At 67.6% G+C, this 23,527-nt stretch carries 17 protein-coding genes, 2 tRNA genes and 1 pseudogene; 7 read left to right on the top strand and 13 right to left on the bottom strand.

The genetic code is table 11. From position 1 onward, the window contains the following. Positions 1-159: 159 nt before the first annotated feature. From J4Z35_RS08270 to J4Z35_RS08250, 5 genes are all read right to left on the bottom strand, one after another. Entirely contained in the window at positions 160-1,677 is a 1,518-nt protein-coding gene (locus tag J4Z35_RS08270; protein WP_074040598.1) for an amino acid permease, read from the bottom strand. Positions 1,678-1,846: 169 nt separating this feature from the next. Further along, the gene (locus J4Z35_RS08265; RefSeq protein WP_006945676.1) at positions 1,847-3,316 is read right to left on the bottom strand and encodes an amino acid permease; all 1,470 of its coding nucleotides are present in this window, start codon (positions 3,314-3,316) and stop codon (positions 1,847-1,849) included. Between the two features lie 357 nt (positions 3,317-3,673). Next, on the bottom strand, positions 3,674-3,847 hold the full coding sequence (locus J4Z35_RS08260; protein WP_006945671.1) for a CsbD family protein: 174 nt from the start codon (positions 3,845-3,847) through the stop codon (positions 3,674-3,676). A 62-nt stretch (positions 3,848-3,909) separates the two neighbouring features. Then, positions 3,910-5,667 carry an ABC-F family ATP-binding cassette domain-containing protein gene (locus J4Z35_RS08255; protein WP_243754960.1) on the bottom strand — a complete coding sequence of 586 codons (1,758 nt, stop codon included), beginning with the start codon at positions 5,665-5,667 and terminating at the stop codon, positions 3,910-3,912. Between the two features lie 217 nt (positions 5,668-5,884). Then, positions 5,885-6,703 carry a rhodanese-like domain-containing protein gene (locus tag J4Z35_RS08250; protein WP_231729477.1) on the bottom strand — a complete coding sequence of 273 codons (819 nt, stop codon included), beginning with the start codon at positions 6,701-6,703 and terminating at the stop codon, positions 5,885-5,887. Positions 6,704-6,884: 181 nt separating this feature from the next. Here J4Z35_RS08250 and J4Z35_RS08245 point away from each other — a divergent pair, with 181 nt between their 5' ends. Further along, positions 6,885-7,607 carry a hypothetical protein gene (locus J4Z35_RS08245; RefSeq protein WP_074040596.1) on the top strand — a complete coding sequence of 241 codons (723 nt, stop codon included), beginning with the start codon at positions 6,885-6,887 and terminating at the stop codon, positions 7,605-7,607. A gap of 104 nt (positions 7,608-7,711) precedes the next feature. Here the strand turns inward: J4Z35_RS08245 and J4Z35_RS08240 are convergent. From J4Z35_RS08240 to J4Z35_RS08225, 4 genes and pseudogenes are all read right to left on the bottom strand, one after another. After that, positions 7,712-7,924: pseudogene (locus tag J4Z35_RS08240) on the bottom strand (histidine phosphatase family protein); the annotation flags it as partial. Positions 7,925-8,036: 112 nt separating this feature from the next. Next, on the bottom strand, positions 8,037-8,615 hold the full coding sequence (locus J4Z35_RS08235; protein WP_083603924.1) for a DUF4276 family protein: 579 nt from the start codon (positions 8,613-8,615) through the stop codon (positions 8,037-8,039). Further along, on the bottom strand, positions 8,612-9,781 hold the full coding sequence (locus J4Z35_RS08230; RefSeq protein ID WP_074040593.1) for an AAA family ATPase: 1,170 nt from the start codon (positions 9,779-9,781) through the stop codon (positions 8,612-8,614). The genes J4Z35_RS08235 and J4Z35_RS08230 overlap by 4 nt, the downstream gene beginning before the upstream one ends. A gap of 165 nt (positions 9,782-9,946) precedes the next feature. After that, on the bottom strand, positions 9,947-10,600 hold the full coding sequence (locus tag J4Z35_RS08225; protein WP_074040592.1) for a histidine phosphatase family protein: 654 nt from the start codon (positions 10,598-10,600) through the stop codon (positions 9,947-9,949). A 109-nt stretch (positions 10,601-10,709) separates the two neighbouring features. Between J4Z35_RS08225 and fdh the strand changes: the two genes are divergently transcribed. From fdh to nrfD, 3 genes are read left to right on the top strand one after another with little or no spacing between them, the layout of a single operon-like run. Beyond that, complete coding sequence (gene fdh, locus J4Z35_RS08215) at positions 10,710-13,979, top strand: formate dehydrogenase (RefSeq protein ID WP_170957276.1); 3,270 nt, start codon at positions 10,710-10,712, stop codon at positions 13,977-13,979. After that, positions 13,979-15,205, top strand: coding sequence for a 4Fe-4S dicluster domain-containing protein (locus J4Z35_RS08210; RefSeq protein ID WP_074045946.1), 1,227 nt, complete (start codon positions 13,979-13,981; stop codon positions 15,203-15,205). The genes fdh and J4Z35_RS08210 overlap by 1 nt, the downstream gene beginning before the upstream one ends. Further along, positions 15,202-16,545 carry an NrfD/PsrC family molybdoenzyme membrane anchor subunit gene (nrfD, locus tag J4Z35_RS08205; protein ID WP_006945724.1) on the top strand — a complete coding sequence of 448 codons (1,344 nt, stop codon included), beginning with the start codon at positions 15,202-15,204 and terminating at the stop codon, positions 16,543-16,545. The genes J4Z35_RS08210 and nrfD overlap by 4 nt, the downstream gene beginning before the upstream one ends. Positions 16,546-16,676: 131 nt before the next feature. Here the strand turns inward: nrfD and selD are convergent, their stop codons facing one another. Continuing rightward, positions 16,677-17,666 carry a selenide, water dikinase SelD gene (gene selD, locus J4Z35_RS08200; protein ID WP_006945665.1) on the bottom strand — a complete coding sequence of 330 codons (990 nt, stop codon included), beginning with the start codon at positions 17,664-17,666 and terminating at the stop codon, positions 16,677-16,679. 121 nt (positions 17,667-17,787) lie between these two features. Here selD and J4Z35_RS08195 point away from each other — a divergent pair. The 3 genes from J4Z35_RS08195 to selB all read left to right on the top strand — a co-directional run bounded on the left by J4Z35_RS08195 (position 17,788) and on the right by selB (position 21,397). Continuing rightward, positions 17,788-17,880: transfer RNA gene (locus J4Z35_RS08195), tRNA-Sec, on the top strand. A 225-nt stretch (positions 17,881-18,105) separates the two neighbouring features. After that, positions 18,106-19,461, top strand: a complete 1,356-nt coding sequence (selA, locus tag J4Z35_RS08190) for an L-seryl-tRNA(Sec) selenium transferase (RefSeq protein ID WP_144707847.1) — start codon at positions 18,106-18,108, stop codon at positions 19,459-19,461. Between the two features lie 118 nt (positions 19,462-19,579). Beyond that, the gene (selB, locus tag J4Z35_RS08185; RefSeq protein WP_144707848.1) at positions 19,580-21,397 is read left to right on the top strand and encodes a selenocysteine-specific translation elongation factor; all 1,818 of its coding nucleotides are present in this window, start codon (positions 19,580-19,582) and stop codon (positions 21,395-21,397) included. Between the two features lie 221 nt (positions 21,398-21,618). On the opposite strand, the gene J4Z35_RS08180 is transcribed toward selB, so the two are convergent. The 3 genes from J4Z35_RS08180 to J4Z35_RS08170 all read right to left on the bottom strand — a co-directional run bounded on the left by J4Z35_RS08180 (position 21,619) and on the right by J4Z35_RS08170 (position 23,349). After that, positions 21,619-22,257 (bottom strand): hemerythrin domain-containing protein, encoded by a 639-nt coding sequence (locus tag J4Z35_RS08180; protein ID WP_144707849.1) that lies wholly within the window; start codon positions 22,255-22,257, stop codon positions 21,619-21,621. A 193-nt stretch (positions 22,258-22,450) separates the two neighbouring features. Then, positions 22,451-23,170 (bottom strand): sulfite exporter TauE/SafE family protein, encoded by a 720-nt coding sequence (locus J4Z35_RS08175; protein WP_144707850.1) that lies wholly within the window; start codon positions 23,168-23,170, stop codon positions 22,451-22,453. 106 nt (positions 23,171-23,276) lie between these two features. After that, positions 23,277-23,349 (bottom strand) — tRNA-Arg (locus J4Z35_RS08170). Between the last annotated feature and the right edge of the window lie 178 nt (positions 23,350-23,527).

Genomic DNA, 23,527 nt, shown 5'->3' with positions numbered 1-23,527 from the left:
GGCCTGGGCACGCACACACTAGGGGAGGCGTGCGGCATCAACGCACGCAGGGCCGTCATCGCCGTGAGCGATCCGGTCACGAGGAGGCGTCTGGAGTGCACAGACGTGACGGCGCCCCACCCGGCCGGGTGGGGCGCCGTCACGTCGGGCATTCGATCGTCAGGACATGCGTGACGCTTCGTCGTCGAACGCTTCGGAGTTGATGCGGCCGCGCACGAGGAACCAGCCGCCGACCATGAGCGCCGCGAGGACGGGCCCGCCGATGTAGACGGCCTTGGCGGCCTTCGGGTCGTCGCCGAACATGATGAGCAGCAGCACGGCCGCCATGAACAGCAGGCCGAAGATGTTGAGGAACGGCGCGCCCTTGAGCTTGAAGTCGGGTCGCTCCAGCTCGCCGCGCTTGGCCTTGCGCACCATCATGAGGTGGCTGATGAGGATGATCGACCACACGCCGATGATGCCGAGCGTCGCGAGCTCGAGGACCATCTCGAACGCGTCCGACGGCCACGCGTAGTTGATGCCGACGCCGATGAGGCCGAACGCGAACGTCGTGAAGATGCCCCAGTAGGGCACCTGCGTCTTGCTCATCTTCGCGAGGTAGCGCGGCGCGGTGCCGGCCATCGCCATCGAGCGCAGCACACGGCCGGTCGAGTACAGGCCGGAGTTCATCGAGCTCGCGACGGCGGAGATCAGCACGACGCTCATGATGTCGGCCATGTGGACGCCGCCGATGTGGAACCCGACGCGGTCGAGCACGGTGACGAACGGCGACTCGCCCTTCTTGTACTGGTCGGTCGGCAGCAGCAGCGTCATCAGGGTGATCGTGCCGATGTAGAACACGAGGATGCGCCACACGACGGCGCGCGCCGCCTTCGGCATGACCTCGCGCGGGTTCTCCGTCTCGCCGGCGGCGACGCCGATGAGTTCCATCGACGCGTACGCGAAGATGACGCCGGACATCAGCATGAACATCGGCGACACGCCGTTCGGGAAGAAACCGCTGTCGGTGATGTTGTGCAGGCCGGCCGTGGCGTGCTGACCGTCCGACGACAGATCCTTGCTCGTCACGATGAAGAAGATCGAGACGAACATGAACGCGATGATCGTGACGACCTTGATGATGGAGAACCAGAACTCCATCTCGCCGAACCACTTCACGCCGATGAGGTTGATGACGAGCACGATCGTGAGAGCCAGCAGCGCCAGAGCCCACTGCGGCAGCGCGTCGGAGATCGGTTTCCAGAAGATGAGGAACCCGGCGATGGCCGTCGAGTCGGCGATGACGGTGAAGCCCCAGTTGATGAAGTGGAACCACCCGGCGGCATAGGCCGCCTTCTCGCCGATGAACTCGCGACTGTAGGAGACGAAGGCGCCCGAGCTCGGGCGGTGCAGCACCATCTCACCGAGCGCACGCACGACGATCATCGCGACGGCGCCGCAGATGGCGTAGCTGAAGATCAGGGACGGGCCGGCCTCGTGCAGGCGCCCCGCGGAGCCGAGGAAGAGGCCGGAGCCGATGGCGCCGCCGATGCCGATCATCTGGATGTGGCGGTTCTTCAGGTGCTTGGCGTACCCGGTGTCACCGGCGTCGCGGGAATGCGGGGCGTCGGCGGGGCCGTTCGCGCCGGGAGCCGCGGACCCGGAGGTGGGCGCAGGCTCAGAGAGGAGGGAGGACATCGAGGGATGCCTTACTGCTCGAGGGCCGTAGCCCAGGCCACATGACTGGCACACTCTAGGCCACCGATGTGACCGCGTGCACACACGTGTCCGCTCTGAGATGACGCCATCGACGCGTGATGCCCCGCCTACGAACGTAGACGGGGCATCAGACGTGATGAGCGGAGGCTCACACCATGGCGTTGTCCTCGGAGTCGAACGCTTCGGCGTTGATCCGATTGCGGACGAGGAACCAACCGCCGATCATGAGAGCGGCCACGACCGGGCCCATGATGAGGACGACCTTCTGCAGCACGCCACCCTGCGTCGCCATCAGGACCAGGATGAAGCCGAGGAAGCCCAGCGCGACGATGTTGAGGAAGGGCGCGCCCTTGAGCTGGAAGTCGGGTCGCTGCATCTCACCGCGCTTCGCCTTGCGCACCATCATCATGTGAGAGATGAGGATCATGGCCCACACGCCGATGATGCCGAGGACGGCGACCTCCAGGACGATCTCGAAGGCATCCGAGGGCCACGCATAGTTGATGGCCACACCGATGAGACCGAAGGCAGCCGTCGTCGCGATCGCGGCCCACGGCACCTGGTGCTTGCTCATCTTGCGCAGGTAACGCGGCGCCGTGCCCGCCTCGGCCATCGAGCGCAGCACGCGCCCGGTGGAGTAGAGGCCGGAGTTCATCGAGCTGGCGACCGCCGTCACGAGGACCACGGTCATGATGTCGGCCATCTTCACGCCGCCGATGTGGAAGCCGATGCGGTCGAAGACCGTCACGAAGGGCGAGGTGTCCGCCTGGTAGGCGGTGTGCGGCAGGAGCAGCGAGAACAGCGTGATCGTGCCGACGTAGAAGATCAGGATGCGCCACAGGACGGAGCGCACGGCCTTCGGCATGACCTCGCGCGGGTTCTCCGTCTCGCCGGCGGCCACACCGATGAGTTCCATGGCGGCGTAGGCGAAGATGACGCCGGACATCAGGGTCCACATGTGGCTCGGCCCGTTCGGGAACATCCCGCCGTGATCGGTGATGTTGCGCAGGCCTGCGGTATCAGGGCCCAGCTGGTGCGACGTCGCGATGAAGTAGATCGCGACCACCATGAAGACCACGAGCATGGCGACCTTGATGATGGAGAACCAGAACTCGACCTCGCCGAACAGCTTGACGCCGATGAGGTTGATGGCGAGAACGATCGCCAGCGCGATGAGGGCGAGCGCCCACTTCGGCAAGGCGTCGGACACCGGCTTCCAGAAGTACAGGAACGTCGCGATCGCCGTTGCGTCCGCGATGAGAGTGAAGGCCCAGTTCAGGAAGTGGAACCAGCCCGCTGCGTACGCCCCCTTCTCTCCGATGAACTCGCGACTGTAGGAGACGAAGGCACCCGAACTCGGGCGGTGCAGCACCATCTCACCGAGCGCACGCACGACGATCATCGCGACGGCGCCGCAGATGGCGTAGCTGAAGATCAGGGACGGGCCGGCTTCGTTGAGACGCCCCGCGGAGCCGAGGAAGAGGCCGGAGCCGATGGCGCCGCCGATGCCGATCATCTGGATGTGGCGGTTCTTCAGGTGCTTGGCGTACCCGGTGTCACCGGAGTCGCGCGAATCGGACGCGGCCGAATTCTTCAGCGCGTCAGGAGTCGAGGACATACGTTGCCTTTCATGAACAGGAGGACACCTCGGCCTCGCGCGGGGACGCACGTCGCCGGTCAGGTGTGCCGCTCATCACTTTAGGCCAGCGAGGTGACACCCCTCGCGCCCCATTGTTACGGGAGTGTTAAGGGGGCCTGTGAACGTCGCGTGGGTGACGCGGTCTGACGCTGCGGGGCGGCCTGGGCGAGCGCTCTGGACGCGACGCAACCGAGACCGCATCGTGACGATCGGCCGTCGACGCTGCGCTCGTACCCGGGGGGAGCCTGCAGGGTTGGACCGGGCGGACATACGACACGGGGCGCATCCTCGTCGTGAGGATGCGCCCCGTGACCAAGTAGGCAACGCTTCGGGCAATCAGCCCTTGAAGGCGTCCTTGATCTTCTCGCCGGCCTGCTTGAGGTTGGCGCCCATCTGGTCGCCCTTGCCCTCGGCCTCGAGACCCTGATCGTCGCTCGCCTTGCCGAAGGCCTCCTTGGCCTGGCCGAGCTTCTCGTCCTTGGCGTTGTCGAACTTGTCATCGATACCCATGACATGAACTCCTTTCTCTGGACAACAGTTGCCTCTACCCTACGCCGCTTTCCGGAGCGTGGCTAGGGGGTTTTCTGGGAGCTCAGTGCGAGGCGTTCGCCTGCCCAGCGCGAGCGCAGCATGCGGTCGTGGCTCGCGGCGACGACGGCGCCCGGGTAGTCGTCAAGAGCCCGTTCGACGTCCTCGGCGAGCAGGAGCGAGAAGTGGTTGGTCGGTTCGTCGAGCAGCAGCACGTCCGGCGGCAACGCCAGCAGACACGCCAGATCGAGACGACGACGCTGCCCGACGCTGAGGTCGGCCAACGCACGGTTCTCGTCGCGTGCGGCGATGAGGCCGAACGTCGCGAGCGGACGTCGCGCTGCCAGGTCGTCACCGACACGGGCGCGGTAGGCGTCGAGGACGGTGGTGTCGGGCTCGAGGTGCGGGGCGTCGACGTCAGGGCCGGCAGAGGGCTGACGGTCGAACGCGAGCGGTGCCGTGTCCTGGCCGAGCAATCCGACGCTGACGCGACGCTCGCGATGCACTGACCCCGTGACGGGCTCCAACTCGCCGGCGAGGACGCGCAGCAGCGTCGACTTGCCGCACCCGTTCGGCCCCTCGACGAGGAAGCGCTCGCCGGCGGACACCGTCAGGCTCGTCGGCTCCAGACGCCCCGGAACGCTGACGGCGGACGCCGCGAGCAGCGGCCCGCCGGGAAGTTCGGACGGGCGTGAGGCCGCCGCGAGGGAACGCTCGGTGTTGAACCGCAACGTGGCCGGGGGTTTGCGCACCTGCGTCTTCTCGAGTCGCTCCAAGGCCGTGCGCGAATCGTTGACGCGGCGCGCGACGACGGTGGCGTTCTTGTCCGAGTAGAACTTCTTCGCCCCGCGCGCCTCGGTGCGGGGCCCTCGTTCGGGGCGCCCGACGGTGTGGTCTTCCCTCATCTTCGCGCGCAGCCGTTTGAGTTCGGCCTGCTCGTCCTCGTACTGGCGCGCCCAGCGTTCGTGCTCGTCGTGGCGAGCGAGGACGTAGTCGGAGAACGTGCCCGTGAAACGCGTGACGCCGTGGGCGGCGCCGGCGTCCGAGGCATCGGAGATGCGGGCGGCGACCCGGTGCGGCAGGGGCCGCGGGTCGAGGTCGATGAGGTCGGTGACGCTCTCGTCGAGGAAGGCACGATCGTGGCTCGCGAGCAGCACCGGGCCGGGCCACGTCAGGAGCATCGATGTGAGCAGCTGCGCGCCACGATCGTCGAGGTGGTTGGTCGGTTCGTCGAGCAGCAGCGTCTGCGGACGGCGGATGAGCATCCACGCCAAGGAGAAGCGGGCGAGCTGGCCGCCGGAGACCTCGTTCATCGGCGTGTCACGCGCGATTGCGCCGATGCCGAGGCCGTCGACGAGTTCGTCGATCGTGTGCTCGACGTTCCACGCATCGGCTCGCTCCGCCGCGGCGAGGGCCGCGTCGAGTTCGGTTGCGGCGAGCGCGTCCTCGGCGTTTCGCGCGAGACGCTCGCCCGCGACCTCGACCGCTCGCGCCAGAGCGTGGATCGGCTCAGCGGCGTCGTCGAGCACGTGCTGCGCCGTCAGCGTCAGGGCGAACGGCGCCTGTTGATGATGCAGACCGACGCTGCCGGGCGCGGTGATGCTGCCCGCATCCGGGCGCTCGAGGCCGGCGACGAGGCGCAGAAGCGTCGACTTGCCCGTGCCGTTCTCGCCGATGAGGGCGGCGCGTTCGCCCCCCGCGACGCTGAAGGAGATGTTCGTCAGGACGCGACGGTCGGGGTAGCTCTTCGACACGCCGTCGACGCGCAGGTGGCTGCCGGACGAGCCGCCGGCCGAGGGCAAGGACGATGAATACACAGGCCTCCTGGAGTGGTGGGAACACCCTCACGCTAGGCGGCGTGGCGGGGTGGCGTCACCCAATTTTCAGCGGGCTGGGCGGTCCGTCAGCCAGTTGGCCCGGCGACCTGACGCCCCGACGACGCGACGCCCCGACGACCCAGCGGGCACTCGTCAGCCGGGGCGACATGTCATGTGCCGTCGGGCAGGCGCCCCGCGCTCGTCACTCGGAGGGGCGGGGCTCGTCGACGTCCGCGGCGCCCGTGCCGCTCTCGCGCAGGTGCGTGTCGAGGCTGACGCGTTCGTCGAACACGAAGCACTCGCCGCGCCAGTCGACGTCGGCGTCCGGCATCTGCGCGAAGTAGTTGAGGATGCCGCCCTGAAGCTGGAAGACCTCGAGACCCAGATCCTGCATCCACGGGCTCGACTTCTCGCAGCGGATGCCGCCCGTGCAGTACATCGCGACCTTCGTCCCGCTCTCACGCCACGCAGGCGCGTGCGCCTCGACGTAGTCGGCGAAGTCGCGGAAGTTCTCGACGCCCGGGTCGATCGCCCCCTCGAAGTGGCCGACGCCGAACTCGAAGCTGTTGCGATTGTCGAGGACGATCACGTCGTCGCGCCGGATCAGCTCGCGCCATCGCTGCGGCGCGACGTCGGTGGCACGCACGTCCTCCATGCGGTTCGGCATGTCGAGCCCGTCGACGCCCAGCGGCACGATCTCGCGCTTCGCCTTGACCATCATGCGGCGAAACGGCGGACGTGTGAACGCGGTGCGCTTGGTGACGATGCCGTCGAACAGGGCCCGCGTGACGGCGTCGGCGCTCGCTGCCGCGCGGAAGGCGTCGACCTGTTCGGGCGCTCCGGCGAGCATGCCGTTGACGCCCTCGCTCGCGATGAGGACCGACCCCGTCAAACCCTCGCGCGCAGCGCACAGCTCGCGCACCCGCACGACGGCGGCGTCGACGTCGGGCACCGCGACGAACCGATAGAACGCGATGTGATCGCCACTCGACGGGAGGGCGGACGGAGCGGGAGAGGTCATGGGTGCGAGATCGTCGGAGGGAGCGCCGGGCATGGCGGCATTCTCTCAGCTTCTTCGAACCTGACGGCAGGCGAACGCATGGGCTCGCCTTGTAGTGCACATAGCTTCATCACAGCCGCGGCGGTCAGCGTGCATCCGTCGGGCCACGAACGGTCGAGGCCCACGGATGAAGGAGTCAACCATGGCGAAGAACGGTCGTAAGATCGCCGCCGGCGTCGGCGCAGTGAGCACCCTCGCGGTCTCGGGGGCGGCGCTCGCGAGCTCGCAGACGGTGAGCACCGGCACCTCCACCCCGAACACCACGACGCAGCAGGGCAGCGCCGCCGGCCAGGACGGGCACGGCATGCGCGGCATGCACGACAAGCTGGTCGCGGGGACCGCGGCGACGAACGTCAAGAATGCGGTGAAGGCGAAGGACGCGTCGATCACCGTCAAGGGCGTGCGTCAGGCGCCGGACGGTTCGTACCGCGCGTTCGGCACGAGGTCCGGCAAGCGCGTCATGGTCGAGGTGAGCAAGGACCTCAAGACGGTCACCGTCCGCACCGGCCGGGGTCACGGCCACCACGGTCACCACCGCGGCACCGAGGTGACGGGTACCGCCCTGACCGGCGTCAAGAACGCCGTCAAGGCGAAGGACTCGGGCGTCACCGTCGAGAAGGTCTACAAGGAGAGCGACGGCACCTACCACGCGTTCGGCACGAAGGCGGGTGCGCACGTGCGGATCGACGTCAGCAAGGATCTCAAGACCGTGACGGTGAAGGCAGGCAAGCCCGGCGGACCGGGCGGGCATGACGGCCCCCGCCACGACGGAGCGCAGAGCGGCCAGACGCAGGGCGGCTCGAGTTCGACGAGTTCGTCGACGACGGCGCCCAGCTCGTCGAGCACGAGCGCGCAGGCTGCCTGATCAGTCGCGTCAGATGATGCTGCCCGAGTCAGTCAGGACTGACTCGGGCAGCACCATGTGACGCAGTCGCCGGCGCGCCGACGCGACGTGCGCCGCGGATCGGGTCAGTCCTCGTCGGCGTTGGCCGTCGGGTCGTCGGCGGCGAGGTCGAGTAGGCGCGGTTCGTCCCACGCGACGAACCGCCAGGCGCCCGGGCGTCCCTCGAGCGTCAGGACGGTTGTGTTGGGGATCCGACGACGACGCACCTCCTGCGGCGTGAGGTTTTCGCACTGCGACGTCACCCACAGCCGAAGCACCGCGCCATGGCTGACGACGGCGAGCGTCGCGGCCTCCTCAGGAACCGCCTAGATAGCGGCGTAGGTCCGAGACAGCCGGAGCTTAGGGGTGCAGCGGTGGCAGCGACGGCATATGAATTACGCGATGCGCGCACTACTTAATACAATCTGCAATCGTATCGATGTAACGCGTGAAGTCGACAAAGGACGGGCAGCGCTGCGCTATAAGGTTGATGTCGACCCGATTTGTTAAGCGAGGCTGCCAGACGGGTTTAGTATAGCTTTTCGGCCTGAGAGCTTCCTTGATAGCTGCCTGCCCGCGGCGAGACGCATCCCATGTGAGATTAAGGTCGAGAGTCTCGGCGGAAGCAAAAATCCAGTCTTCGAAACTCTGATCTATGATCAGAACGAATACCGGATGCTTTGTCACCTCGGCAGCTGCTACGCGACTATTCAGTTCTGTGGCCAGTGCCACCGGATCGTCACCCTCGCTGTCGAGAATAACGATAACGCCCATGCAGCCAGGGCGGCTTGCGGTAGTCGCAACATACCCCTCAATGCCACCCGGGACAATCGCTTTATCTCTCCCGTGGAGGGGGACAGGCTTGTGAAGAAGGTCGCGATAATCCCCCTTCGAATGCAGGTGTTTCCGCACTAGTATTGGGATGGATATTAAATCTCCGCGCCCTTCGACGACTAACCCCACGTGGGGTTCCTGCGCAGACGTTGTCATAGCGCCGGGTCCAATGCGTCGGAGCGGAGAAGTGCGCCAGATGTGATTAGTCCGCGGCGTACGGGATCTTTACTGTGCTCGGAGATTGGAGCAATGTGCGAAGAGTCTTCGTTCGACCAAACAATTCTGACATTATCAATTGGAAGAGCGTCAATGATATCAGCGCTGTGAGTGGTTATCATAATCTGTGACTCATCCGCCCTTGAGTCCAGGAGGTCTACGAGCGTTCGTAGCGCCCCGAGGTGGATTGCCACCTCGGGCTCTTCGATCACGAGGAGGCGGGGCGGGGGTTGCTGGCTCGCGGCCACTAATATGGCAAACCCTCGAAGAGTGCCGTCAGACATTTGTTTAGCAAAAAATTCTCGATTTCCCGAAGTTGTCTCCTGCTTGAACTTCAAAGTTAGCTTATCCGCCAGTCGAGCAACGTTAATAGAGACAATGCCCGGAACCATCGCTTCCAGTTCGTCCACTACGCCCCTTTGAGAATCCTTTGGCATGTTGTCGAAGATGGATGTGACATTCGAGCCGTCCGGTTCGAAGGATCTCACGGATGAAGGATCTTGAAGGTCCGCGACCCGAGATGGATTTATTTCGACCGTTTGAATGGACTGGAGAACTTCTGAGAGTAGAACCCCGGCAATGCCTGTAGAGCTCATGGCACTCTGCCCGGGAGATGTCTTAAAGAGAAACTCTCTGCCCTCATTATCGCCCTCTAGCGCGACGCTCCAACTAACATCAACCCCGTCACTGTGTAGTCCGTATGAGCCGTACGGGTGATGAATCTGGGCGCGCTCAACTTTAACTCTGTATTGACCACCCCGCACTGCCCCAAGGCTGAGGTAATACTCACTCTCGGGTAGGTCGCCAAACTGAAACTTAAGAGTCAAGGCTGGGTCGAAAGGTCGCCCCGCGCTACGATGTCGCAATTGGTCAAAGCCACCCCGGCGATGAATTGCATTAGAAAGACCGTATTCTGGAATATCTCGAAGCAGCTTAAGAGCGGCCACCGCATTTGATTTTCCGGCTGCGTTTTGTCCAATTATGGCTATAAACTTAGAAAAATCAATTTCAGCATCTTTGTAAGAAAGGAAATTCTTAAGTTGTAGAGAGTGGAATCGTAGCCGGTGCTCTGGCTCTGTGGTGAGGTCCTGTGTCTGAGCGCTCATGCGTATCAATCTACAGGAACGCGGGCTGTTCGTTGGCGGTGTGATGTCGGACGGTGCTTCTAATGCCACCCGACGCCCGTGGCTGGCTCGTGGAATGTCTACAAGTTCGGTACAGGACACTTTGCCCTGCCATTTAACCCCGTGATTCAGCCATGGGCGCCGCAGTCACTTCTCGTCGGCGTTGGCCGTCGGGTCGTCGGCGGCGAGGTCGAGCAGGCGAGGTTCGTCCCACGCGACGAAACGCCAGGCGCCCGGGCGTCCTTCGAGCGTCAGGACGGTCGTGTTGGGGATGCGGCGACGGCGAACCTCCTGCGGTGTGAGGTTCTCGCACTGCGACGTCACCCACAGCCGCAGCATCGCGCCATGGCTGACGACGGCGAGCGTCGCGTCGCCGTCGAGCCCGCCCAGTGAGCGTTCTAGCGCCTCGGTGAACCGTTCGAGCGTCTCCGCGCCGGCGGGCCCGCCCGGGATGCGCGCCTCGAGGTCTCCGGTGGCCCACGCGTAGGCGGTGTCCAGGTAGATGTCGGCCGCCTCGTGCGTCGTCGCCATCTCCAGATCACCGGCGAAGATCTCACCGAAGCCGGCGTCCTGCGTCAGCGTCAGCCCGCGTTCGGCGGCAAGCGGCTCGGCGGTGAGACGCGCGCGATCGTGCGCGGAGGCGACGACCCGGTCGATGCGGTGATCGGCGAGGCGCGGCACGAGATCGCTGGCCTGCGCGTGGCCGAGCTCGGTGAGCCCGGCGCCGGGCAGCGCCGTGTCGAGCGCGCCGATGACGTTGTTGGGGGTCTGGCCGTGGCGGATGAGCAGGAGGGTGGTCACCCGCTCATCCAATCAGCCGGGGGTGAGCCTCGCCTGAACGGAGGCTTGTCGGTGCCCAGGTCTAGACTTCGACGCAGAAGGATCACGCATGCGACGAAAGGGGAGCTCGATGGGTCTGTCACCCCTCGAGTGGCCCGTCCTGCGTCAGGTGCGATCGAAGGATTTCCTCGGTCGTGGCCCGGCAGTGACGAGTGAGAAGACTCGAACGCTCGAACCGCGCACGACGACGGCCGACCGCGTCGTGCAGTCGGTGTGCCCGTACTGCGCCGTGGGCTGCGGCCAGCGCGTGTTCGTCAAGGACGAAAAGGTCGTCGCCATCGAGGGCGACAAGGATTCACCGATCTCGCGCGGCCGCCTGTGCCCGAAGGGCTCGGCGAGCGAGCAGCTCGTCAACAACCCCTCACGCATCAAGCAGGTGCTCTACCGCAAGCCGGGCGGCACCGACTGGGAGCCGATCGAGCGCGACAAGGCCATCGACATGGTCGTCGACCGCTTCATCGCCAGCCGCAAGCGCGGATGGCAGGAGACGGACGACAAAGGCAACCGCCTGCGTCGCACCATGGGGATCGCCTCGTTGGGTGGAGCAACGCTCGACAACGAGGAGAACTACCTCATCAAGAAGCTGTTCACCGCCGCGGGCGCCATACAGATCGAGAACCAGGCGCGTATTTGACACAGCGCCACGGTTCCCAGTCTGGGAGCCTCGTTCGGGCGTGGTGGAGCCACCAATCCACTGCAGGACATGGCGAACGCCGACCTCATCCTCATCGAGGGGTCGAACATGGCCGAGTGCCACCCGGTGGGTTTCCAGTGGGTGACGGAGGCCAAGGCGCGTGGCGCGAAGGTCATCCACATCGACCCTCGCTTCACGAGGACGTCCGCCGTGGCCGACAAGCACATCCCCATCCGTGGCGGAAGTGACATCGTCTTCCTCGGCGCGCTGATCAACCACGTGCTGACGACCGAGACGTACTTCCACGACTACGTCGTCGCGTACACGAACGCCGCGACGATCGTCAGCGACGACTTCGTCGACACCGAGGATCTCGACGGCCTGTTCTCCGGGTACGACCCGACCACGGGCCAGTACGACCAGAGTTCGTGGCAGTACAAGACGCCGCCCGGCAAACCGGATCAGGGCACCTCGAGTGACGAGAAGAGCGGTTCCTCGGGCCACCAGGCGAGCGGTGGCGCCGAGACGCACGGCTCGGGTGGCCCGACGCTCGCGCACTCGGCCGTGATGCGCGACGAGACGCTCACCGATCCGATGTGCGTGCTGCAGATCATGAAGCGGCACTACGCGCGCTACACACCGGAGATGGTCGAAGAGGTGTGCGGCGTCTCCAAGGAGGACTTCGCACTCGTCGCCCGCGAGGTCGTCGCCAACTCTGGTCGCGAGCGCACGACGATGTTCGCCTACGCCGTCGGTTGGACCCAGCACGTCGGCGGGGCCCAGATGATTCGCACCGCGGCGATCCTGCAGTTGCTCATGGGTAACGTCGGGCGTCCTGGCGCCGGCATCATGGCGCTGCGCGGACACGCGACCATCCAGGGATCGACCGACATTCCCACACTGTTCAACCTGCTGCCGGGCTACCTTCCGATGCCGCGGGTCTCCGACCACGAAACGCTCGAGGATTACATCGATTCGATCGTGTCGAAGGACGCCAAGGGGTACTGGGCGAATGCCGACAAGTACGCCGTGTCGCTGTTAAAGGCCTGGTACGGCGAGAACGCGACAAGTGCGAACAACTTCGGGCTCGACTACATGCCGCGTCTGTCCGGCGCGCACGGGACGTACCAGACGGTCATGGGCATGATCGAGAACCAGGTCGAGGGTTATTTCGTGCTCGGGCAGAACCCGGCCGTCGGCTCGGCCAACGCCCGTATGCAACGTGAGGGCCTACGCCACCTCAAGTGGCTCGTCGTGCGCGACTTCCAGCTCATCGAGACCGCGACGTTCTGGAAGGACGCGCCGGAGATCGCCTCCGGGGAGTGGAGGAGTGAGGACATCGACACCGAGGTCTTCTTCTTCCCCGCGGCGACGCACGTCGAGAAGGCCGGTACGTTCACTCAGACCCAACGCCTCGTGCAGTGGCGTCACAAGGCGGTCAACCCGCCGGGCGACGCGCAGAGCGAGCTCGACTTCTTCCACGAGGTCGGGGTGCGCATCCGTGCCAGGCTGGCCGATTCGAGCGACCCCATCGACGAGCCACTCAAGGCGATCACGTGGGATTACCCCAAGGACGAGCACGGCGAGGTCATCGCCGAATCGGTCATGGCCGAGATCAACGGAACCGACGCGGAGGGCAAGCCCCTCGCGACGTACGCAGATCTCAAGGCTGACGGTTCGACGACGTCGGGATGCTGGATCTACGCCGGCATCTACAAGGACGGGGTCAATCAGGCCGCGCGGCGCAAGCCTGGGTACGAGCAGGACGAGACGGCCGCCGAATGGGCGTGGGCGTGGCCCGCGAACCGCCGCACGCTCTACAACCGCGCCTCCGCGGACCGTGAGGGCAAGCCGTGGAGCGAGCGCAAGAAGCTCATCTGGTGGGACGAGGAGAAGGGGCAGTGGGTCGGCAAGGACAACCCCGACTTCCCGCTCAAGACCGCCCCGTCCTACCGTCCGAAGGAGGGTGTGGGTGGGCCCGACGGCCTCGCCGGCGACGATCCGTTCATCATGATGGCGGACGGCAAGGGCTGGCTCTACGCGCCGCTCGGTCTCGTCGACGGCCCGATGCCGACGCACTACGAGGCTGCGGAATCGCCGATGCGCAACCCGCTCTACAGCCAGCAGTCCAACCCGACACGGGTGACGTTCCGTCGTAAGGACAACCTCAACGCGCCGAGCGAGGGCACGCCGGGTGGCGACGTGTACCCGTACGTGTTCCAGATCGGGCGCCTGACGGAGCATCACACCGCCGGCGGCATGAGCCGTTGGTTGCCGTACCTGTCGGAGCTGCAGCCGTCGATGTTCATCGAGGTCTCACCCGATCTCGCGGCCGAGAAGGGCCTCGAGAACGGCGACTGGGCGACCGTCGTGTCGGCTCGTGCGGCGATCGAGGCGCGCGTGCTCGTCACCGACCGCATGGTGCCGCTCAAGATCGGTGGCCGCATGGTGCACCAGATCGGCATGCCGTACCACTGGGGCAGCGCGAAGTCCGCTCAGGTGCATGGTGATTCGGCCAACGACCTGCTCGGCGTGGTGCTCGACCGCAACACCCAGATCCAGGAGGGCAAGATGGGCATGTGCGACATCCGCCCGGGCCGCCGTCCACAGGATCGGGACGAGTACGAGCAGCTCGTCAGTGAGTACCAGAGCCGCGCCGGCGTCACCGTCGAGACGGGCAACGAGATCTGCCAGGAGTGTGACTGATGAGCCTGGTGACCGAGTACATCCGTTCGCAGTTCGCGGGTGGAGGTGACCCGTCGAAGCAGGCGGGTTGGGGCACCCCGGAGGCGACGACGCTGACGGGTGGTGCGCCCAACGACGTCCTCGCCGAACGCATGGGCTTCTTCACCGACACCTCGATCTGCATTGGCTGCAAGGCCTGCGAGGTCGCGTGCAAGGAGTGGAACCGCAACCCCGAGGACGGGTACGAGTTCACCGGCTACTCCTACGACAACACGGGTGAGCTGGGTGCCGACACGTGGCGTCACGTCGCGTTCGTCGAGCAGTCGGGCGAGCAGATCGCGCGTGCCCGTGAGTCGGGGCGCAAGCTCGTCGACCTCGGCATGCCGACGCTGCGGTCGGCCTCCGGCGCCGGTGCAGAAGCTGCGGGCGGCTCGGGCGAAGCGTCGCACCTCGCCGACCTGCCGGATGACGCCGCGCGCGCCATCCGCGTCGCCGGTGGGCACACCGACTACGCGACCGACGCACCGTCAGCGCTCGACCCGGGCGCCCCGGCGCTCGACGTCGAACGGGCGCAGGTGGCGGACGAATTGGCGGGGGTCAACGTGCTCGACATGGTCGCGACCGACAACGGCGTCATGCCGACGGCGCTGCACGAGGCCCAGGATTTCCGGTGGCTCATGGCCTCCGACGTCTGCAAGCACTGCACGCACGCCGGGTGTCTCGACAACTGCCCGACGGGCGCGCTGTTCCGCACCGAGTTCGGCACGGTCGTCGTGCAGGCCGACGTGTGCAACGGCTGCGGCTACTGCGTCGGCGGGTGTCCGTTCGGCGTCATCGAACGGCGTGAGAAGACGGCGACCGTCAATCACGGCAACGCGCAGAAGTGCACGCTGTGCTACGACCGGCTCAAGGAAGGCCAGACGCCCGCGTGCGCGCAGACGTGCCCCACGACGTCGATCAAGTTCGGCACGCATGCGGAGATGGTCGCGATCGCGGAGGAGCGCGTCGCGCAGCTGCACGCGCAGGGCATGACGGAGGCGCGCCTCTACGGCGCGAACCTCGACGACGGCGTCGGCGGCACCGGTTCGGTCTTCCTCCTGCTCGACGATCCCGAGGTGTACGGACTGCCACCGGACCCGGTGGCGCCGTCGAAGACCTTGCCGGAGTCGTACAAGCGGATGGCGATGGCGGCCGGCGGAATGATGGCCGCAGCAGCGCTGGCGTTCGTCGGAGGTGGTGTGGCGTGAGCGTGAATTCCCTTGATGCGTATCGGGATCCTGAACCCGAGGGTGGGCGGCGCCGTCGCGGCGGGCGTGGCGGCAAGCGTCGCCGTCCGACCGACTGGCTGAACGGTCGCGAGGGCCGCGGTGAGCGCGCGCTCGTGCCGGACGTCGAGTTCCAGAGCTACTACGGGCGTGGCGTCATCAAGCCCGTGCCGTGGGAATGGCCGATCCCGACGTACCTGTTCTTCGGTGGCCTCGCGGGCGGTTCTCAGCTGCTCGCGACCGGCGCGTACCTGACGGGCAACGAACCCCTGCAGCGCGTGACGCGCCTGACGACGGCCGTTGCGGTCGCCGTCTCGGGTGCGTCGCTCATCGGCGACCTGGGTCGCCCGGAGCGCTTCTACAACATGATGCGCGTGGCGAAGCTCAGTTCGCCGATGTCGGTGGGCACGTGGATCCTCTCCGGTTTCAGCGGCGGTGCGATGCCGCTCGCGGCCCTCGAGGTGCTGCGGATGCTGCCGCTCAAGCGAAGCGGCACCGTGACGGGTCTGGTCGGCGCGCTCGATCGCGTGGCCGGGGCTGCAGGCGAGGTCGCGTCGGCGTCCTCGCTCGAGGTGCCGGGGTCGCGGTGGTTGCGGCGGCAGTCGCGTGCTGCGGGTCGTCGTGACGCCGGGTTGCGCGTCAACGGGGCACTCGTCGGCGTCGAGAAGATGCTCGGCGTCACCGAACCGGGATTCGTCGCGCTCGGTGCGTCGATGGCGGCGCCGCTGGCGACGTACACGGCGGTGCTGCTGTCGAACACGTCGACGCCGACGTGGCACGAGTCGCGGCTGTACCTGCCGTTTGTGTTCGGCGGTTCAGCATCGGCCGCGGCGAGCGGCAACGCGATGATGTGGACGCCAGTCGAGAAGGCTGGCCCCGCCCGGGCGCTAGCGCTCATCGGGTCGGCCGTCGACCTCGGCGTGCTCAATCGTCTCGAGAAGCACCTCGACGCCGAGGGCGTCGGCGAGCCGCTGCACCACGGTACTGCCGGCAAGCTCAACAAGGCGAGCATGGCGCTCAACGTCGCCGGGTTCGTCGGGACGGCGCTGTTCGCGCGACGCTCGCGCGTGGCGTCCGTCGTCTCCGGGGCCTGCTTCGTCGCAGGCTCGGTGTGCACACGCTTCGCGGTGTTCGAAGCCGGCATGGAATCGGCGAAGGACCCGAAGTACACGATGGGGCCGCAGCGCCGCCGCCTCGACGCGCGTGGCGGGACGGAGAACATCACGACAGGCCCGCGGCTGGCCTCGGCGGATGACGCCCCCCGCACCGCGGATGGGCGCCGACCGCTGCCTGGCCCGGACGGCAAGCCCGTCAACCTCTGAGCGCTCGCGTGTCTGGCGGGTCGGCTCGTCGGCTGGCCGGGTCTGTACACGAGAAATGCGCATCTGCACCGGGATCGTGACTGCTGATACCCGTGCAGATGCGCATTTCTCGTGCAGCTGTGCTGTTCGAGTCAGCGCACGCTGATGCCGGGGGCGCCGCCGTCGAGGGGGAGGGTGCGGCCGATCACGGGCGCGCCGGGCACCTCGCCGATGACGAGGAGGCCGCCGGACGTCTGAGCGTCCGCGAGCAGCAGCAGTTCGTCTTCGCCGATCCCGTCGGCTGCGGTGATGTGCTCACGCACCCAGTCGAGGTTGCGACGCGTGCCGCCGGAGACGTAACCCTCGGCTGCGGCGTCGCGGGCGCCTTCGATGTACGGCACGGCAGCGGAGTCGATCTCGGCGCGAACGCCCGAGGCGCGGCACATCTTCCACAGGTGGCCGAGCAGACCGAAACCGGTGACGTCTGTCGCCGCCTTGACACCCGCCGCGACGGCGGCGATCGACGCGTCGCGGTTGAGCGTCGTCATCACCTCGATGGCCTGCGGGAAAACCTCGCCCGTCGACTTGTGCTTGTTGTTGAGCACACCGACGCCGAGCGGCTTCGTCAGGGAGATGGGCAGGCCCGCCTCGGCGGCGTCGTTGCGCATGAGCTTGCCCGGGTCGGCGATGCCGGTGACGGCCATGCCGAACTTGGGCTCCGGATCGTCGATCGAATGGCCGCCGATGACGGGGCAGTTCGCCTGCGCACCGACGTCGGCGCCGCCTCGGAGCACCTCGGCCATGATGTCGAGTCCGAGCACGTCGCGCGGCCAGCCCACGAGGTTGATGGCGACGACGGGGGTGCCGCCCATCGCGTAGATGTCGCTGAGCGCGTTCGCGGCCGCGATGCGACCGAAGTCGTACGCGTCGTCGACGACAGGGGTGAAGAAGTCAGCCGTCGAGAGCACTGCCTGCTCGCCGACGCGGACGGCGGCTGCGTCGTCACCGTCGTCGAGGCCGACGATGACACTCGGATTTGGCTGCCCCACGAGGTGCTTCACCGCCTCCTCGAGCTCGCCGGGCGGGATCTTGCACGCGCACCCGCCACCATGGGCGTACTGCGTCAGACGTATCGACTCCATGCACCCGACCCTACGCCGTACCCCTGACAACGACACCGACGGGTACGCCGCGCGGACCCCGCCCGCCCGTCGCCCCGGCGCACCCACGACCCCAGCGCCCCTATGATTGACACGCACCAAGGGAGGCGTCCGGGTTCCTGGTGGGCCCCCCGGTCTTCAAAACCGGTGAAACCGAGCATCTCGGTTTGGCAGGTTCGATTCCTGTCCGCCTCCGCAAGTCTCAGGGCCCCGCGAGCTGGCGGGGCTTCTCGCATGTGTCGTCATTGGCCCGTCTTCCGGCCGCGTGGGCTCGCCGCCGCGGCTCGGAGCGACGTGCCACGGAGGGTCACTCGAGCCATGAGTGCGCCGGAGCGGCGAAGGGCGTGAAAACCGTTGCTGCGCAGGATTGTCAGACCTGCCCGATAGGTTGGGGCGCATCAGCACTCGACCTGGAGGAACGATGGCCACGAGCGACGACCCACGTCGACGCATCCCGCGCACCGACGAGCTCCTCGCACGCTTCGCCGACGAGGTAGGCGCGCTCGGACGCGACGCTGTGAAGCGCGCCATCGTCTCTGCCCAGGCCGACGTCCGCGCGGGCACCATCAGCCCCGACGGCATCGACGTGGCCATCGCATTGCGCCTGCCCGAGTCGGCCACCACCCTGCGAGCGATCCTCAACGCAACGGGCGTCGTCGTGCACACCAACATCGGGCGCGCGCCTCTCAGCGACGCCGCGGTCGAGGCGCTCGGTCGCGCTGCGGGGTACGTCGACGTCGAGTTCGACCCCGTCACTGCCACGCGCGCCAAGCGCGGCCGCGCAACGCTCGACGCGCTCCAGGAGCGGGTGCCGGACGCGGGCGGCGCACTGGTCGTCAACAACGGCGCGGCGGCACTGCTGCTCGCCTGCCTCGCGATCGCCGGGGACACGGACGTCCTCGTCAGCCGCGGCGAACTCATCGAGATCGGCGACGGCTTCCGTCTGCCCGAGTTGCTGCAGTCGGCCGGGGCCCGGCTCGTCGAGGTAGGCATGACGAATCGCACGCATCTGCGCGACTACGAGAACGCCATCGTCGACGCCGAACGTCACGGCCGCCGGGTGGGCGCCGTGCTCAAGATCCACACGAGCAACTATCGCGTCGAAGGGTTCGCCGGGGTGCCAGGCGTGCGCGATCTCGCGGCGCTCGGCGTCCCCGTCATCGCGGACGTCGGCAGCGGCCTGCTCGCCCCCGAACGGGTGCTGCCCGACGAGCCCGACGCGACGAGCTGGCTGCGCGACGGCGCGACGGTCGTCACCGCGAGCGGCGACAAGCTACTCGGCGGGCCGCAAGCGGGGCTCGTTCTCGGCGACGCCGACGCCGTGGAACGCGTCCGCCGCCACCCGATGGCCCGCGCGATGCGCGTCGACAAGCTGACGCTCGCCGCTCTCGAAGCCACCCTGCGCGGCCCCGAACCCCCCGTTACCCGCGCCCTGCACGAGACGCGCGACTCGCTCCGTCAGCGCACGACACACCTCGCGGCGGCCATCGCTGACGTCGTTCCGGGCGCCGAGGTCGTCGACGTCATCGGACGCGTCGGTGGGGGAGGCGCGCCTGGTTTCGAGCTGCCGAGCCTCGCCGTCGCCCTGCCGGAGCCCTTCGCGGAGGCGCTACGCCTCGGACGCCCGTGCGTCCTGGCCCGCACCGCGCTTGGACGCTGCCTCGTCGACCTGCGGTGCGTCCCTGCGTCCTCGGACGCCGACGTCGCCGCCGCGATCCGGGCCGTCGCTGTAGGCAACGAACCCGGCACCCCAGCTGACGACGGAGGACGCGCATGACGATGAACGCGCGGCGTGATGCCACGGCCCCGTCGGCGACGACACCGCTCCTCCCCGCCAGGGGCTACGTCGCCGAGCGCAGCGGCGGCGCGGTGCGGCTCGCGGGGAGTGAGTGCTGATGCGCGTCGTCGCGACGGCCGGTCACGTCGACCACGGCAAGAGCACCCTCGTGCGGGCTCTCACGGGCACCGACCCGGATCGGCTCGAGGAGGAGAAGAAGCGTGGCCTGACGATCGATCTCGGGTTCGCGGGGCTCGACCTGCCGTCGGGCGAGAAGCTCGCATTCGTCGACGTGCCCGGCCACCGTCGCTTCATCGGCAACATGCTCGCGGGCCTCGGGCCGGCGCCGGCCGTCATGCTCGTCGTCGCCGCGGATCAGGGGTGGCAGGCGCAATCGCGCGAGCACCTCGACGCGATCGACGCACTCGGTCTCAGGCACGGCCTGCTCGTCATCACGCGCTGTGGCCTGGCGACGCCCGAGCGCGTCGCCGAGGTGCGTGAGACAGCGCTCGGCCACATCGCCGCGACGTCACTCGAAGTTGTCGACGTCGTCGAGACCGACGCCGTCAGCGGCCGTGGCATCGACGAACTGCGGTGCGCCCTCGACGATCTCGTCGCGCAGATGCCACCCGTGGACACGGTTTCCCCTGTGCGGTTGTGGGTCGATCGTTCGTTCTCCGTCAAGGGCACCGGCACCGTGGTCACCGGCACGCTCGCGGCGGGCACGCTGCGTCTCGGGGACGAGTTGGAGGTGGGTGACGAACGAGCGGTCGTGCGTTCGTTGCAGGTGCTCGGGCAGCGTCATGACGAGGTCGCGCCGGTCTCGCGCGTCGCGGTCGCTCTGCGAGGTCTGCACACCGACGACGTGCCGCGCGGCACGCCCCTGCTGACGCCGGGGTCGGCGTCGTGGGTGAACGTCCTCGACGTGCGCAGCGAGGGCGGGCATGAGTGGCAGGATGCGTCGGCGGAGGTCAGCGTCCACATCGGCACAGCGTCCGTCGAGGCGCGGGTGCGACCGTTCGACGAGCGTCACGCGCGGTTGACGCTGAGCGATCCGCTGCCGTTGCGGCTGGGGGATCGCATCATCGTGCGCGATGCGTCAGCGGGGCGGATCCATTGCGGGGCAACGGTGCTCGACCTCGACCCGGCGGCATTGACGAGGCGCGGCGCCGGTCGGGAGCGCGCACGTGTCCTAGCCGGCCACGCGGTCGCGCAGCTCGAACCACTCGTCGCCGATCGCGGCTGGGTGCGCGACGAGTGGGTCACCGCCGTCGGGGCCCGCCGGCCTGAGGTGCTGCGCGAGGGGCTGCCCCTGCCGGGGGAGGGCCTGGGGCGTGTCGAGGGATTCGTCGTGCACGAGAAACAGGCGACGGCCTGGCGCGCGGCGATCATCGAGGCGGTCACCGCTGACGCCGCCGACCCCTTGAGCCCCGGGTTGCCGTCAGGCGCCATCGAGACGCGCCTCGGCGTGCCCCGACGTCTGCTGCCCGCCCTCGTCGAGTCATGCGGCGTGACGAACGCTGATGCGGGTCTCGTGATCCGCGACGGGCGGGTCGTCGGCTCACGCCACGGCTCATCGTTCGGTGCCGATGAAGCGGCCCTGGAGCAACTTCGAGAACGGCTGCGCGCCAACCCGTTCGATGCCCCCGAAGCCGATGACCTCGTGGCGCTCGGCCTCGGCAACCGGCAGCTCGCCGCGGCTGCACAGCGCGGAGCGATCCTGCGACTCAAGGCCGAGCCCGCCGACATCGTCCTGCTGCCCGACGCGCCCGCGCGAGCGATGCGCGAGCTCGCAAGACTGCCGCAACCGTTCACGACGAGCGAGGCGCGCCAGGCGCTCGGCACGACGCGCCGCGTCGTCATCCCCCTGCTCGAGCATCTCGACGCGCGAGGCTGGACGCGGCGTGACGGCAACGCGCGCGTCGTCGTGCGCTGAATCGTGCTGGACGGGGCCGAGCGCAGCACCGTCGGACGGAGCGTCGGAATCGCGACCGACTGAGGCGCACCCGAGCGCGCCGGGGGCGCACCACCCGCGCCCGGCGCCGACCGACCGCCGCTCAGGGCCGATCTTCGACGTGCGTCCAGCCGCACAGACGTAGCAACGCGCCACCGCTGGGAAGGACCCAGCGATGGCGCGTCGCGTTCAATCAGGGGAGCTCAGTCGTCGTCGCCTTCCGGGGCGTCGGCCTTGAGCGACGGCTCGGGGTGGGCGCTGACGCGCGTCGACGTCTGCTCCTTCGCCTGAGCGGCTGCGGCGCGGACGGCGCCGCTCGGGCCGGCCTTCTCGGCGTCGGCGATGAAGCGCTCGGGGTTCTTGTCCTCGATCGTCAGCGGCTTCGACCACGACGCCGCGAGGTGGCGCAGGAAGTTGATGCCGACCTGATGACGCAGTTCGAGGCTCGCCTGCTGACGGAAGTCGGCCAGGTCCTGACGCTCTTCCTCGGCCATGTGGTCGGAGTTCGCGATGTTGGCCTGGACGACGGCCTCCCACCAGTCTTTCGACCCGGTCGTGGCGGCGTCCGCGCGCTTGATGGCGTCACGCAGCAGGTTGTGGTCGTGGATCGCGTCCTCGACCTGCTCGTCGTTGCTCTCGGCGTCTGCGCCGCCGGTGCCGATCTTGACGAGCTCGGGGTAGAAGTACAGCTCCTCGGCCTCAGCGTGCAGCTCGAGGAAGATGCGCAGCTGGCTCCACAGCGCGGCCAGACCGTCGGTGTCGTCGCGCGGCCACTCCTCGAGCACGGCGAACGCGCGTCGCTGAGCGGTGTGCTGCTGCAGGATGATCTCGGTGATGTCCATGGCTACCTCCGTGAGACGGCCCCGGAATCGGGGGCTGTTTGCCCTCAATCTCACGCTGACGAAGGGCGTTGCGCCAGCAAGGTGCACCTATGCGACAAAGCGTTCGTGACGGGGACGTCGCGCCCAGCGTCGCGGGCTCGATGACGACGCGCGGGACGCGGACGGCGTGGCGCTCGCGTCGAGAGGGACGCGTTCAGGTGAGCGCGACGCGGACGACGACGGCGAGGGCGCTGACCGTCGCGAGCGCGAGGATGCTGTGGCGGAAGCGCACCGCGTCGATCGAGTGCCGCAACGGCTGCGCCGTGAGAGCGCCCACGGCCATGAACGGCAGCCACGCGAGCCCGGCACGCAGACCGTCAGCGCTGATCTGGCCGCCGATCGCGAGGCCGAGCAGTGAACTCAGTGAGCCGAAGAGGAAGAACGGCGCGAGTGTCGAGCGTGCCTGCTGCGGTGTGAGTTCCTGCAGGGCGAGGCCGAAGAACGGGCCGCCGATCGACGCCGTCGTCGCCGAGATGCCCGTCAAGGCTCCGGCGCCGAGGGCGATGCCCGACGACGGGCGTACGCGCCAGCGCGTGAGCGATCCGGCGACGGCGACGAGCACCATGCCGGCCACGAGGAGTGACGTGACGGTGTGCGACGCGTTGGCCGCGAGCCAGACGCCGAGTGGCATCGTCGCGAGGCGGCCTGCCATCGCCCACCCGAACGGCCGCCACCGGATGTCACGGTGGGCCCGAGCCATCTCCAGCACGGGCAGTGGCAGGACAACGAATAGCAGTGCCGCCGGCATGACTTGCGGAGCGACCATGACGACGAACGGCGCTGCGACGACGGCGAGGCCGAACCCGGCGATGCGTTGCACGAAGGCGCCGACGCCGACGACGAGACCGAGGACCAGCAGGGTGGTGAGCGGCATCGGACCCCACTTCGGCGAAGGTTGTCGGGCCGCGCGGAGAGCAAGGCCCGGACATAGCAAAAACCCCCGGCGAGCCGGGGGTTCTTTCCTCTGTCTCAACACAGAGTGCACCCGTAGGGATTCGAACCCCAAACCTTCTGATCCGTAGTCAGATGCTCTATCCGTTGAGCTACGGGTGCTTGCTGCCCGGCCTCAGCGGCCGCTGCAACGAGATAGAACTCTACACGCATCCTCGGGGGAACGCTAATCGGCTCGGCCGCCCCTTGTGAACCGGCCTGTGCTCCTCCGCCAGCCCCGCCTGTCATGACCTGCGATTTTCATCCACATCGGCGAATCGCGTCCCCATCCGCGATCCAC

Source organism: Dermacoccus sp. NHGro5, assembly GCF_017565385.1.
GTDB lineage: Bacteria > Actinomycetota > Actinomycetes > Actinomycetales > Dermatophilaceae > Dermacoccus > Dermacoccus nishinomiyaensis.
This window is presented reverse-complemented; position numbering and strand designations above follow the sequence as displayed.

Bases quoted from the DNA above. Each gene is read 5' to 3' on its own strand.
- J4Z35_RS08270 (WP_074040598.1), bottom strand. From the start codon at position 1,677: ATGTCCTCCCTCCTCTCTGAGCCTGCGCCCACCTCCGGGTCCGCGGCT.
- J4Z35_RS08265 (WP_006945676.1), bottom strand. From the start codon at position 3,316: ATGTCCTCGACTCCTGACGCGCTGAAGAATTCGGCCGCGTCCGATTCG.
- J4Z35_RS08260 (WP_006945671.1), bottom strand. From the start codon at position 3,847: ATGGGTATCGATGACAAGTTCGACAACGCCAAGGACGAGAAGCTCGGC.
- J4Z35_RS08250 (WP_231729477.1), bottom strand. From the start codon at position 6,703: ATGACCTCTCCCGCTCCGTCCGCCCTCCCGTCGAGTGGCGATCACATC.
- J4Z35_RS08245 (WP_074040596.1), top strand. From the start codon at position 6,885: ATGGCGAAGAACGGTCGTAAGATCGCCGCCGGCGTCGGCGCAGTGAGC.
- J4Z35_RS08235 (WP_083603924.1), bottom strand. From the start codon at position 8,615: ATGACAACGTCTGCGCAGGAACCCCACGTGGGGTTAGTCGTCGAAGGG.
- J4Z35_RS08230 (WP_074040593.1), bottom strand. From the start codon at position 9,781: ATGAGCGCTCAGACACAGGACCTCACCACAGAGCCAGAGCACCGGCTA.
- J4Z35_RS08210 (WP_074045946.1), top strand. From the start codon at position 13,979: ATGAGCCTGGTGACCGAGTACATCCGTTCGCAGTTCGCGGGTGGAGGT.
- selD (WP_006945665.1), bottom strand. From the start codon at position 17,666: ATGGAGTCGATACGTCTGACGCAGTACGCCCATGGTGGCGGGTGCGCG.
- selA (WP_144707847.1), top strand. From the start codon at position 18,106: ATGGCCACGAGCGACGACCCACGTCGACGCATCCCGCGCACCGACGAG.
- selB (WP_144707848.1), top strand. From the start codon at position 19,580: ATGCGCGTCGTCGCGACGGCCGGTCACGTCGACCACGGCAAGAGCACC.
- J4Z35_RS08180 (WP_144707849.1), bottom strand. From the start codon at position 22,257: ATGGACATCACCGAGATCATCCTGCAGCAGCACACCGCTCAGCGACGC.
- J4Z35_RS08175 (WP_144707850.1), bottom strand. From the start codon at position 23,170: ATGCCGCTCACCACCCTGCTGGTCCTCGGTCTCGTCGTCGGCGTCGGC.